The following is a 13,680-nucleotide window of genomic DNA, read 5'->3' as shown; positions in this document are numbered from 1 at the left end:
TTTAAAAAGTCTGCAAAGCTATAAAGCACTAAATTGCCACAATGAATACTTTTTATGGAAATATGATTTAACGCTATTAAAAACTCCATTCAAACTTAGTAGTTTTAAAAAACATCTTTCATATAAATATATCCTGCGCATTTTTGTTGCTTATTGGCTTAAATCTTGCTTTAATAGTACCAATATTTACATAAATAGTGCAAAGCGTTTATTTATCTGTAATATTAAAACTATTTATCAATGCTTATCGTTGTCGCATTATTTCTATAGGGAAGTTGTCTCTGTATGGAAATAGCAGCAGCTATGAATCATACTTCTTATGAGTTTTAGGATATCATTATGAGCGCTCCAGCTAAAATGAAACGCACAGCTAAATATAAACTACTGACCATGATGGCAAGCATAAGCTTGATTTTTGCTAGCATGCAGCCCGCTCTAGCAGCGATAGAAATTGATGAAACGGATTTTGGCCCCTCTTATGAGACCATGGCAGTTGATACTATTGTTGGTAAACCATTACAGTTAGTGACCGCTGTGGCAGGCACCGCCGCTTATCTTGTTAGTCTGCCCTTCTCGCTTATCGGCGGTAACGCCGACCAAGCACAGCAGAAATTATTCGTTGAACCTTGGGATGCCATGGGACGCTGCCTAGGCTGTACGGTTGCTGAAGACAATTATTATAAGTCACAAGTCGTTGATAATAACGTGGTCCGTATTGTCGTCGATCAACCCTCAGAAATTCTGATTAATACCAATGACTATGTGGTAGTTAAACCTTAATTAAAAAACTTCGAGCTTATCAATCGACAATAAAAAAGGCTAACTTATTGTTAGCCTTTTTTGATTTTGGTAAGCGAATCATATAATTTTATTTTGTAAGGTGAGTATTACTCAGCTTAGCGCTAATCTCCCGCAGTAATTGCACCTCTTCTGACGGCTCTGCAACCGCTTCCTCCACTTCATCTTTACGACGCAGTCTATTAACCATTTTTACCATCATAAAGATGATAAACGCCAAAATTAGGAAGTTAATCAACACTGTGATAAAGCTACCATAAGCCAACACCGGTACGCCTGCTGCCTTAAGTGCATCATAAGTCATTGCCACACCTTCAGGCGCATCTCCTAGTATAAAAAACATGTTTTTGAAATTAATTTCGCCGCCGGCAATAAAAGCGACTATAGGCATGATAATGTCTTCAACTAAAGAAGTCGTAATAGTCGCAAAAGCGCCACCAATGATGACACCGACTGCTAGGTCCATTACGTTACCTTTTAAAGCAAATTCCTTAAACTCAGATACCATACTCATGATGTCACTCCTTGAAAGTTCAATTAATTATTATATAGATGATGAACTAGATTCTCTAATATTGAGTTTTTAAACCCTTTTAAAGAGATAGCACTTATTGATTAGATCATTTTTATTATATATGAAAACCAAGCACACAAAAAAGCAATATAAAGTGAACTTTATTTTGCTCACCTTATACTGCTAATTTTCGATGTCAAAGCTAATCATGAAAAATTAGCTTTGAGTACTTTTCTAAAATTGAAAATATAAATTACCAAGTAATTTACGTATCGATATTAAGCATTTTTCTTGCGTCCATGACGCTTACGCTCATTTTCAGTCAAATAACGCTTACGCAGACGTATGGCTTTTGGCGTTACTTCTACTAACTCATCATCTTGAATGAATTCAAGCGCTTGCTCAAGGGTAAACTTAACCGCTGGCGTCAGCGTCAACGCTTCATCAGTACCACTGGCACGGACGTTGGTTAACTGTTTAGCAGTCGTTGGATTGACAACCATATCATCGTTACGAGAGTTTAGACCAACAATCATACCTTCGTAAACTTCAAGCTGTGGCTCAGCAAATAATTTACCACGTTTTTGTAGGTTAAATAGGGCGAAACCTAAGCAAACACCATTGGCCATAGAAACCAATACACCGTTTGAGCGACCACCAACATCACCGATCTTTTGTGGACCGTAATGTGAGAAGCTTGAAGTCATGATACCGGTGCCCGAGGTCAGGGTTAAAAACTCTGAACGGAAACCAATCAAACCACGCGCAGGCATAGTCGCTTCAATACGCATACGACCTTTACCATCAAGCTCCATATTGGTCATCTCGCCTTTACGCAAGCCGACTTGTTCCATAATTGGACCTTGATGCGCGTCTTCAATATCAAAGACAACATTTTCATACGGTTCTTGTAGCTTGCCATCTACTTCTTTAACAATAACTTCTGGACCTGATACGCCAAGCTCAAAACCTTCGCGGCGCATGTTTTCGATCAATACTGATAAATGCAGCTCACCACGACCTGATACTTTAAATTTATCTGGAGACTCGGTGTCTTCTACACGTAGCGCCACGTTGTGAATCAATTCACGCTCAAGACGCTCACGAATATTACGTGATGTCACAAACTTACCTTCACGACCGGCAAATGGTGAATTGTTTACTTGGAAGTTCATCGATACCGTTGGTTCATCAACAGTCAATGCTGGCAACGCTTCAACATGGTTAGGGTCACAAATGGTGTCTGAAATATTTAGCGCATCAATACCGGTAATACAAACGATATCGCCCGCTTGCGCATCGTCTACTTCAATACGCTCAAGACCGTGATAACCCATGATTTTTAGGATACGACCGTTACGCGTTTTACCATTCTTATCAATGACAGTCACAGGCGTATTGGTTTTAACTTTACCGCGTTGAATACGGCCAATACCGATAACGCCAACGAAGCTGTTATAGTCAAGGCTAGAAATTTGCATGCGGAAAGGTGCATCTGCATCGACTTGCGGTGGCTGTACCACATCAACGATGGTTTTAAACAACGGCGTCATGTCATTTGCTAAATTATCTGCTTCCAAACCAGCAATACCGTTTAAGGCTGATGCATAAACGACTGGGAAATCCAACTGCTCGTCAGTAGCACCTAGATTGTCAAACAGATCAAAGATTTGATCCATTACCCAATCAGGACGTGAACCAGGACGGTCGATCTTATTAATAACCACAATCGGCTTTAGGCCTTGCTCGAACGCCTTTTGAGTTACGAAACGGGTTTGCGGCATTGGACCATCAACACCGTCAACAACTAATAATACGCAGTCAACCATTGACATAACGCGTTCGACTTCGCCACCAAAGTCGGCGTGACCTGGGGTGTCGACAATATTAATACGGTATTCAGTGCCATCAGTGTCATCTGTCCAGCGGATGGCCGTATTTTTTGCCAAAATAGTAATGCCACGCTCTTGCTCAATATCACCTGAATCCATTGCGCGTTCCGCAATGTTTGCACGGTCGCCAAAAGTCCCAGATTGATGTAATAACTTATCAACCAAAGTGGTTTTACCGTGGTCAACGTGGGCAATAATTGCAATGTTACGCAGGTGTTTGATATCGTTCGCCATATAAAATGCTCGTTTCGTCTTAAAAAATGCAGTAGCAGTAAGCACCGCTGGATAAACTGTTGCCACCAATCAGGTAGACATGATTACTTTATGATTAAATAATTGCGCGATAGGCAAATTAGTTAATATTAGTAAAATCAATTACCTACGCTGATAAATCCATCGTACAGATAGCTATGCTAATGTACACTTTGTCAATTTACAAAGTGTTTGGGTCGCTAGTATAACATTATTGCGCCATCAATTTATGCAATAACTTACTTTTCTGAGTGTATAAATAAAAAAAAGCCACCCAAAGGATGACTTTTTTTGTAACTAATTAAGTTAATACATAATTAGTAGCGTCTACTTACTGAACAACCATATCTTTAGTTTGTTCAACAGTCATGGTTTTGTCACCAGTAATGATGGCATATACACGACGGTTCATAGCGCGACCTTCTTCAGTGTTGTTATCAGCGATTGGTTGGTCATAACCATAGCCAACTGTTGATAGGCGGTTTGGCTCGATGCCAAATTCGTTAGTCAACATAGATTTCACTGCAACTGCACGGGCTTCAGATAGACGTTGGTTATAACGTGCTGAAGGACCTGTTTTAGAAGCGTGACCTTCAACGCGAGCGGTAGAGTTAGGATACTCGCGCATCTTCTCAGCTACTTTAGCGATTTCTGGCTTGTATTGGTTTTTGATAGCTGATTTGTCGTTATCAAAGAATACACGTAATTCCATCTTTAATGTATCTTCAATATCTACTTGTACTGGGCAACCACGCTCATCAACTACGACGTTCATTGGAGTGCCTGGGCATGCATCGATGCTATCAGGTACGCCATCACCGTCAGAGTCAAGATCAGACTCAACGACCACTACTGGGGCAGTATTAACTAATGGCTCTTTCATTGGCGGTACAGCAACAGTAGGAGCTAAGTGGCCACCTAATACAACTTCTAGGCCAGCCAAAGCCATGCCTTCCCACCAGTTGTTATCAAAGTTATGAATCGCACGAGCTTCACCACGTAGGCTTAGTGCGTCATTGATACGATACATAGCACCTAGGCCTAGGTTACCAATAGTGTCTTTTGAACCAGTAATGAAATCACCTGATGCATCTTCAACTTCAATCTTAGAACGACCAGCACCAATCAAGGCATATGGTTTGAAGGCATTATCAGTGTAACCGCTGAACTCTTCAAAACCGATCAGGAAGTTACCAGAAATCATTTCTTGTTCAGCATCATTAGTAACAGTGCCAGCAGCGTTAACCGCATCAGTATTTGATACACCGTATTCTACTTGAAATTGCGTAGAAGGAGTTAGCTCAATACCTAGCGCTGCACCAGTGTATAGACCATTTTCTTTATAGTAACTGTTCCCATCTGTAGCACCCATGACTTCTAGCTGCTCATCATCAGCGCCTTCGCTGTAGTGATAACCAAGTAATAACGGGCTAATAGTAACACCAGCGTTTGCTGCTAGTGGAGCCGCTGTGATGGCAAATAATGCCAAAGCAATTTTATTTAATTTCATGAACTTCCTCCAAAGGATAATTTTAGTAATGCGTCAAGCAAAACCGCATCTTAAGATGTCTAAAAGCAGACATCATTTACGAATTTGAAATTACAAAGCAAAACCAATTAAGAAGTAGCTTAGCGATTATCAATTCAGTTTACAACTTTTTTCGTTAACCAGCTACACATTATTACACGATAATGTCATAACTAAAACACATTAGCCAGCTTAACTTACTGACGACTAACACACTTTACACTCTTTATCTTTTGTGTGTGAGGTCGCAATAGATGATGAAACCAATTCTATCTATTGTTTCAAGATATTTTAATACAAATCGTTAATTTTCTCTATCGTTAAAACTCCTTATTCACGAATTGAAACATTCTTTGACAGTAGACATATATTTGGTTTATATTCGGATAATTGAACTTTTTTTTACTAATAGCTAATAGTATAAAACTTACGCAAATTTTATAGTTACTTGAAATTCGGGCGCAATATTCAGGTTAGTCGATTATTAATGTATAGCCGTACCTCTTGTATAGGTAGCAGTCTCTCATGATTGAATTATATAAAGTATCGTCAAGAAAGCAGACTCATTTTCAAGCACATAATAAATATGGCTTTACCTTGTTAGAGCTGATTATTACTGTCGCTGTGCTGACTATTATAGTAATGATTGCGACGCCCTATATTCTAGAGCAATTAGCAAGCATGGAAGCAAAACGTATCGAGAGCCAAATTAAAAATACGCTAAAGTTAGCGAAAGCTGAAAGCCACATTAGAAGACAAAACTTGTTGGTTTGTCTTTCTAATGACGGCGCTACATGTCATAGAGACAGCTATAAGAAGCTATTATTATTTTTAGATGCAAATGATAATAAAAACTTCGACTTAGGAGTTGATGACCTGCTAGAAGAACAGGCTTTAGAACCTAAATATAGCACCTTGTATTTACGGGTAGGAAATAATCGCCATTACACTAAATTCTGGGGCGATAGCGGTAAACCTCGCGGCCATTTCGGACATATTAAGTACTGTCCAACCTCAACCTATAATCATGCCATGTATCAAATTTCATTTAATCAAGGAGGTGGTATTACTTATAAGCCTAATGCAAGCCACCCTACTGATTGTGGACAATAGAAATTACGACATTAAGTGTTTAAACATTTTGACGCATAGCAGACTTCATCATAACAACCGCTTGCTCTAACCCCACAAAAACAGCATCAGCAATAAGAGCGTGTCCGATATTTAGCTCATATATACCATCAATTTGCGCAATAGCGTGGACATTATCACGCGTCAAACCATGACCAGCATTAACCAAAAGCTTAGGATCAGCATGTTGCGAGGTTTGCACAGCTTGCTTAATTCGAGTAAGCTCATCATTCATTTTAGCGATATTACCTGCTAAACCCGCTTCCGCATAAGCACCAGTATGCAATTCAATTGCATCTGCCCCACAGCTTACCGCTGCCGCAATCTGCGTATCTTCTGGATCAATAAATAAAGAAACCTTGATACCGACTGCTTGTAATTTACTAACACAATCTGTCAGCCAAGCTACCTGCCCTGCAACGTCAAGTCCACCTTCTGTCGTCAATTCAGCACGTTTTTCAGGTACTAGGCATACCCAATATGGCTTAACTTGACGAGCAATCTCTAGCATCTCAGCCGTTGCTGCTATCTCCAAGTTCATCCTAGTGGTCAGCTGCTCAGCTATCTCATAAACGTCAGCATCTTGAATGTGACGGCGGTCTTCACGCAAATGAATGGTGATACCATCAGCTCCAGCTTGCTCACATAGCAGAGCAGCCGCCAAGGGGCTAGGGTAACTGACACCGCGAGCCTGACGTAAGGTCGCTACATGGTCAATATTTACCCCTAACAGAGGCTTTTTTAAGGCATTTTCTGAAGTTTGTACCGAGTTGGAAGTCTTTACTGTTGTATTAATCATAAAAAAATCCTTTTATACATATTAAAGTAATTTACTAAAAAATAGTTTATAAAATGTTGGTATTTTACGCTTAAGTTAAGATTGATAGCGCTGTTGCTGCTGCCAAAGTAAACGACTTTGCAACGGTTGATAATCAAGCAAATGGTCAATCAATTGTCGATGCAAACGTGACCATGCATTGAGATTTGAGCTAGATAAACCTTGCTCTGCCATCGATAAAATCTCATTACCTTTAACAACAGTTTGCGCAACAGCGCTCTCATCGTCATTATGAACAATTGGCGCTAAGCCCACATCAGGTAAAAAACGGTACCAGGTGTCGAGCTCGATAGCTTGATCTAAACTGTCATGTTTTAAGGTTAAAGCAAAGCCCAATTCGTTAAACAAATACGCTTCAAACTGACGCAAACACAAACGCAGCTCATCGGCAGTTAAGGGCTGCTTAAGCTGCTGTAGGCTATTTTGGTAGTGTTGCCATAATATTGGCATGGGATCTTCGGTGGGTAATAGTCGCCACAGTATTTCATTTAAATACAAGGCTGCATACTGATGTTGTCCGCTGATATTTTCATGATGCAGCGTCTGGGCTAGATTTACGTTATTGTTGTCTTCTAGTGCTAAAGAATTTTGGGCTACTGAATCTTGAATCGAGCTTAATGGCGCAATATTAATCTGCGTGAATGTTTTTAAATCGCGTTTACCGCTAGCAAAAAGTTGCAGGGGCATAAAAAGCGGCGCACCTTTTTTGCCAACGCCATGGATGACACCATGTTGCTGAGAAAACAGATAGTATAAGGCGCGCTTTTCTTGGTAGGGGCGCTGATGTAATAAATAACCGATTAACGCTTCATTACGCATGGATTATTACCTCAGCCGTGGTGATATAGAGACATGGCGGTAAAAATCTACCCACCATGCTTTTTTAATCGTGCTTAATATCCTAAACTGGTCAAAGCGCGCTCATCATCAGACCAGCCGCGTTTCACTTTCACCCACAGTGTTAACATGATTTTTTTATCAAACAGCTGTTCCATGTCTTTACGCGCATCCATGCCGACTTGTTTGATACGCTGACCCTTATCACCAATGACGATCGCTTTTTGTCCGCTACGCTCAACATAAATGGTCGCATCGATAAAAGTGACCGCTTTACGCGGACGACCAGTTTTTGGGTCAATATGCGCCGCTTCGTCTTTAAAACCATCAATCTGTACCGTCAAATCGTATGGTACTTCATCGCCGGCACTACGCATGATTTTTTCGCGAATAATTTCACTGGCTAAGAAGCGCTCTGAGCGATCGGTAATCTGCTCGCTATCATAGATAGGGTCGGCGATTGGCAAATGCGAGGCAATCACTTCTTGCAAGCGGTCTAGGTTTTGATTTTTTAAAGCAGAAACAGGGACGATATCAGCGAAATCAAAACTTTCATTAAACGTTTCGATCAGTGGTAACACGCTACCTTTATCTTTTAGCGTATCGGCTTTATTAATCACCAATACTACGGTCAGATTGGTATCGCCAAGCTTTTGTAGGGTCAACAAATCGTCATCACGCCACTGATCTGAATCAACGACAAATAACACCAAATCAACATCAACCAATGCAGAGACGGCTGCTTTATTCATACGCTCATTGATAGCGCGTACCTCATTGCGATGAATACCTGGGGTATCAACAAACACCGCTTGCATCTCGTCATTGGACAAAATGCCGTGAATACGGTGACGGGTGGTTTGCGGTTTACGCGAGGTGATAGACAGTTTTTGACCCAATAAATGGTTCATCAAGGTTGATTTACCCACATTTGGGCGACCAACAATCGCCACATAACCGGCTTTAAAATCTTCAGCGATATGGGCATTGTTATTGGATGAAAAGAACTCTTCTATCGTCGTATCATTATCTAACGTCGTATCTTCGGTGTTATCAACTTTTAGATTGGTATCGTTTAATCTGACGTTGTTTTTCTGCACGTCATCTTGTACAACGCCATTTGCTGCAGTCGCATTTTGGCTTGAACTCATATCTGGGTTTTCGGTCATATTTTTGGCATTATCTTCATTATTTAATGGCAAGTCATGCTGATTGCTCATGGATTAATCCTTGGAGGTTGTCATCAGTTATGCCACTTATTAATTGTTTAAAGAAAGGCGACATAAAACTGATCATGTTAAAAGTTATTTCAAAAAACGACTCATTGAAATCATTTATTAAAACCATCGAATTTAGTATTAGAGAAAATGGTTTTAAAAAAATGAGCTTTAAAAAACTAGGTACGTCTTTTTGGCTGTCCTGGCAGTTTATGTAGCTGATTAATCATTAATTCTGCTGCTTTTTGCTCAGCGATACGGCGGCTTTCACCAGACTCGGTAATATCAGGGCAATTATTTATATTAACCTGACAGCGCACCACAAAGATTTGGTGCGGAGCGTTACCACGGGTTTCCATCAGCTCATAATGTGGCAAGTCAAACTGCTTAGATTGCAGCCATTCTTGTAATCGGCTTTTAGCGTCTTTTAGCGCTTTTTGGTCACTGACATTGTCTATGAGATCACCATACCACGATAGCACGCACGCTCGGGTAATATCCATATCTTGACTGTCTAAATAAATAGCGCCTATCAATGACTCTACCGCATCTGCCAAGATGGAAGCACGATTGCGCCCGCCGCCTTTTCGCTCACCAACGCCCAATATCAAATGATTAGACAGCTCTAGGTTTTGCGCAATAATCACAAGCGATTCCTGCCGTACCAATGTTGCCCGCATGCGCGTCAGACGGCCTTCATTTTGCGTCGGATAGCGGTGATACAATGCTTCACCGACGATCATCCCTAATAAAGCGTCGCCCAAAAACTCCAAGCGCTCATAGTTTTTCTTACTATCAAAGGAACGATGGGTAAGCGCCAGTTTAGGCAAGCTTAAATCACTAAACACATAGCCCAACTTGCGCGACAAGATCGCTAACCGTTGAATAAATTCTGCGCTAATAATAAGCGTGTCATCAGACACGCTATTTTTATGGGGATTGGGAACCGCCTGAGGAGACTGCGAAGTTGGTTTCATGCGTGGTCTGTGTGTATCCCTTTTTTTCAGTGGTAAATATAATGAAATACCAGTGTTTTAGAAATTGGTTAGAAAATTAAAAATAACAAAGTACTTTATTACTTTGATTTTAACGCTTTAATTTCTGATATATAAGCTTTAATAGTTAAGTTATTTAGCAGTAGTAGCATCAATGTCGCCTTCAAAGCGATTAACGATATCGATATTACCAAAAAAATTATTGGTGGTTTCATACTTTTTATGAATAGCCAATTGACCTGGTTTCTTATCAGTAAAAGTAAACACTTCTTCTGCTTTGGTATCATAATCGGCGTTAATAGACAGCTGCTTATTCACGCGCTCTACAAACTGCTTGGCCGTTTCTTTATTGGCATTGGACTCTTTAAGCTGCGCACTTAAGGTTTTTGTTAATTGATAATCGCCAATTTGCGCCGGTGCAATAGCGACGAGCAATTTAGCAGCCACGCCCAAAACGATAATGATAAAAACGACACTCGTTACACTAGCGCCGCGCTGTGAAGACAAACCAGATAACTGCTGCACCATAAGACCTCTCAAGGGGTAAGTTGCTATAGGTAAACTGCCATATTTAGAAAACTGTCTTGTTAACCACCTTTAATATGATGGTTTTTATCAAACAACCATCATATTAGCACAAACTATTATCGGTACATTATTCTTTAGCACAGCATTATTCTTTAATGCAGCAATAATATTAATCAATACTACCATTGCGCTTAAAGGTTGGTAAGTTAAGACCGGGCGGTTTATGCATCCAAATATAGACCGCTTTACCCGCTAAATTATCATCGGGCACAAAACCCCAAAAACGTCCATCAGCACTACGGTCGCGGTTGTCACCCATTACAAAATAATGACCTTCTGGCACTTTGATACGCCACTCTGTGCCTTCAGAGCTGACCACTTCCGGCGATTCTTGCTGTAAAAACGGCGCGTACTGCGAGCTATTCATATCCGCTAAATAGCGAACCAAGTGTTTGTTGTCGCCTTGAATCTCTTCAAAGTACTTTGCCTCACTTTCTTCTTGCTGCCCCATTCGTATGGCATTGTCTTCACTCAAGACCTGTCCAGGTGCCACTTGGCCGGCTGGATATAGCTGTGAGGTCAGCTCAGCATCGGCGTCAAAATTGACCGCCTTAGTAGGAACTGGCGTGTCATTAATTGCAAGCGTCCCTTGATTATAACTGACGGTATCACCCGGCAAGCCAATCACGCGCTTAATATAGTAAATACTTGGATTTTCTGGGTAACGAAAAACCGCTACATCGCCGTGCTCGGGCGCGCCTGTATCAAGCACTTTATTATAAGTCAGCGGTAGACGGACGCCATACGCGTATTTATTGACCGCGATAAAATCACCCGTGTACAAGGTTGGCACCATCGACGATGAAGGAATATTAAACGGCTCAATTAAGAACGAGCGCACTATTAACACCACCGCCAACACTGGGAAAAAATCATACGCCCAACGGACCAGTAAGCTTTCTTTGCCGCGACCGCGGGTTTTACGCTGTTTGAGCGTCAGCTTCTCTAATAGCCAAATAATACCTAAGCCGAGGGTTAATGGCACTAAAATTAAATTAAAATCAAAATCCATACGAATTTGCCTATTAACGAGCTGAAAATCAAACCACGGTTGCAGTAAAGCTGTCTATGCCAAATATTGCTGTGTTTTTATCTTTTAAAAGATAATGAACGTTTAATTATCAACCTGCAAGACGGCCAAGAAGGCTTCTTGTGGAATCTCAACGTTACCCACTTGCTTCATACGTTTTTTACCCGCTTTTTGCTTAGACAGTAGTTTTTTCTTACGCGAGACGTCACCGCCATAACACTTCGCTAGGACGTCTTTACGCATGGCTTTGACGGTACTACGACCGATAATTTGACTACCAATCGCCGCTTGAATCGCCACGTCAAACATCTGACGTGGAATCAGCTCTTTCATCTTAGTAACCAGCTGATTACCACGGAAACGTGCTTGATCTTGGTGCACAATCATCGCTAAGGCATCGACTTTATCGCCATTGATGAGGACGTCAACTTTGACCAATTTATCAGCTTGATAGCGCTCGAAATTATAATCGAGCGACGCAAATCCGCGCGACACTGATTTTAGGCGGTCAAAGAAGTCCATGACCACCTCGCCCATCGGAATATCAAAAATCAGCTGCACTTGGCGGCCCATAAAACGCATATCGACTTGGACGCCGCGGCGCTCAATGCATAGCGTCATGACGTTACCCAAGTAATCTTGCGGCACTAGAATCTGACAGCGGGCAATTGGCTCACGGAACTCTTCGATATTATTTGGTTCAGGCAATCTTGACGGGTTATCTACGTAAATGACTTCGCCATTTTTCTTTTCAATCTCATAAATAACCGACGGCGCGGTGGTGATTAAATCCAAGTCATATTCACGCTCTAAGCGCTCTTGGATAATCTCCATGTGCAGCATACCCAAGAAGCCACAGCGAAAACCAAAGCCGAGCGCATCAGAGGTATCAGGCTCAAAGTATAGCGACGCATCATTAATCTGTAGTTTTTGCAGCGCTTCACGGAATTTTTCAAAATCACTAGAATCTACTGGGAACATACCAGAATAAACTTGCGGCGTGATTTGCTTAAATCCAGGAATACGCTCAACATCAGGCGTACTGGCATGGGTAATCGTATCGCCAACAGGCGCACCAGCAATATCTTTGATTCCTGCGATAACAAAGCCTACTTCGCCCGCTTGTAAAATACCTGTGTCTACAGGTTTCGGGGTAAAGACACCAATTGAGCCCACTAAGTGCGCCTCTTTGGTCGACTTAATATACAGCTTATCGCCTTTTTTAATCGTTCCTTCACGCACACGTACTAAAGACACCACGCCCAGATAGTTATCAAACCATGAGTCGATAATCAATGCCTGTAGCGGTGCATCACGGTCGCCCGTTGGCGCAGGAATAAATTCAACCAAGGCTTCTAGTAATTTATCAACACCAAGACCGGATTTTGCCGAGACGCGCGGCGCATCAACTGCATCAATACCGATAATGTCTTCAATCTCTTGAATCACGCGCTCAGGCTCAACTTGCGGCAAGTCAATTTTATTTAAAACCGCCATCACCTCTAAGCCCTGATCAACAGCGGTATAACAGTTGGCGACCGACTGTGCTTCGACGCCTTGCGCTGCATCAACCACCAATAGCGCGCCTTCGCAAGCCGCTAATGAGCGTGAGACCTCATAAGAGAAATCGACGTGACCGGGGGTATCAATGAAGTTTAGCTGATAACGCTCGCCATTAGGATGGTCATAAAACAGGGTCACAGACTGGGCTTTAATAGTGATGCCGCGCTCACGCTCAATGTCCATAGAATCAAGAACTTGCGCCTGCATCTCACGATCTTGCAAGGCACCACACATTTGAATAAAACGGTCAGCAAGGGTCGACTTGCCGTGATCAATGTGGGCAATAATAGAAAAGTTACGAATATTGGCTAATGCAGTCACAAAGCGCCTACTAAATAATGGAGGATTGAATAACGGATATATATGGTGTCAGATGGCAACCGTCGAATACATACTTATAGCTCATACTGGCCAATACGCCAAAAGAGACAGATTAAGTACCTACTGTATTGCCGCAATTGAAATGCCCACAGCGCAAATGACTAACTTTTATGACG

Annotated in this window: 12 protein-coding genes; 2 read left to right on the top strand and 10 right to left on the bottom strand. The window is 41.5% G+C overall.

Annotated elements, in window-relative coordinates; genetic code table 11:
- Positions 1–339: 339 nt before the first annotated feature.
- Entirely contained in the window at positions 340–780 is a 441-nt protein-coding gene (locus tag IQ457_RS00170) for a hypothetical protein (protein WP_200661608.1), read from the top strand.
- 88 nt (positions 781–868) lie between these two features.
- Here the strand turns inward: IQ457_RS00170 and mscL are convergent, their stop codons facing one another.
- From mscL to IQ457_RS00155, 3 genes are all read right to left on the bottom strand, one after another.
- Entirely contained in the window at positions 869–1,312 is a 444-nt protein-coding gene (mscL, locus tag IQ457_RS00165) for a large conductance mechanosensitive channel protein MscL (RefSeq protein WP_200661607.1), read from the bottom strand.
- A gap of 278 nt (positions 1,313–1,590) precedes the next feature.
- On the bottom strand, positions 1,591–3,438 hold the full coding sequence (typA, locus tag IQ457_RS00160; RefSeq protein ID WP_200661606.1) for a translational GTPase TypA: 1,848 nt from the start codon (positions 3,436–3,438) through the stop codon (positions 1,591–1,593).
- A gap of 349 nt (positions 3,439–3,787) precedes the next feature.
- The gene (locus IQ457_RS00155) at positions 3,788–4,966 is read right to left on the bottom strand and encodes an OmpA family protein (protein WP_200661605.1); all 1,179 of its coding nucleotides are present in this window, start codon (positions 4,964–4,966) and stop codon (positions 3,788–3,790) included.
- A gap of 543 nt (positions 4,967–5,509) precedes the next feature.
- On the opposite strand from IQ457_RS00155, the gene IQ457_RS00150 reads away from it, so the two are divergent.
- Complete coding sequence (locus IQ457_RS00150; RefSeq protein WP_200661604.1) at positions 5,510–6,097, top strand: pilus assembly FimT family protein; 588 nt, start codon at positions 5,510–5,512, stop codon at positions 6,095–6,097.
- A gap of 19 nt (positions 6,098–6,116) precedes the next feature.
- Here the strand turns inward: IQ457_RS00150 and IQ457_RS00145 are convergent, their stop codons facing one another.
- The 7 genes from IQ457_RS00145 to lepA form a co-directional block, all read right to left on the bottom strand.
- Positions 6,117–6,914, bottom strand: coding sequence for a pyridoxine 5'-phosphate synthase (locus IQ457_RS00145; RefSeq protein ID WP_200661603.1), 798 nt, complete (start codon positions 6,912–6,914; stop codon positions 6,117–6,119).
- 75 nt (positions 6,915–6,989) lie between these two features.
- Entirely contained in the window at positions 6,990–7,772 is a 783-nt protein-coding gene (gene recO, locus IQ457_RS00140; protein ID WP_200661602.1) for a DNA repair protein RecO, read from the bottom strand.
- A gap of 74 nt (positions 7,773–7,846) precedes the next feature.
- Positions 7,847–9,010, bottom strand: a complete 1,164-nt coding sequence (era, locus tag IQ457_RS00135; RefSeq protein ID WP_207161653.1) for a GTPase Era — start codon at positions 9,008–9,010, stop codon at positions 7,847–7,849.
- Positions 9,011–9,186: 176 nt separating this feature from the next.
- Positions 9,187–9,984: a ribonuclease III gene (gene rnc / locus IQ457_RS00130; protein ID WP_200661601.1), complete on the bottom strand. Its 798-nt coding sequence runs from the start codon at positions 9,982–9,984 to the stop codon at positions 9,187–9,189.
- Positions 9,985–10,134: 150 nt separating this feature from the next.
- The gene (locus IQ457_RS00125; RefSeq protein WP_144297548.1) at positions 10,135–10,530 is read right to left on the bottom strand and encodes a DUF4845 domain-containing protein; all 396 of its coding nucleotides are present in this window, start codon (positions 10,528–10,530) and stop codon (positions 10,135–10,137) included.
- Between the two features lie 169 nt (positions 10,531–10,699).
- Positions 10,700–11,602: a signal peptidase I gene (gene lepB / locus IQ457_RS00120; RefSeq protein ID WP_144297547.1), complete on the bottom strand. Its 903-nt coding sequence runs from the start codon at positions 11,600–11,602 to the stop codon at positions 10,700–10,702.
- Between the two features lie 102 nt (positions 11,603–11,704).
- Entirely contained in the window at positions 11,705–13,504 is a 1,800-nt protein-coding gene (gene lepA, locus IQ457_RS00115; RefSeq protein WP_068405877.1) for a translation elongation factor 4, read from the bottom strand.
- Positions 13,505–13,680 lie beyond the last annotated feature (176 nt).

Origin of the sequence: Psychrobacter sp. M9-54-1 (assembly GCF_016613355.1) — a bacterium.
Classification (GTDB): Bacteria; Pseudomonadota; Gammaproteobacteria; order Pseudomonadales; family Moraxellaceae; genus Psychrobacter; species Psychrobacter faecalis.
This window is presented reverse-complemented; position numbering and strand designations above follow the sequence as displayed.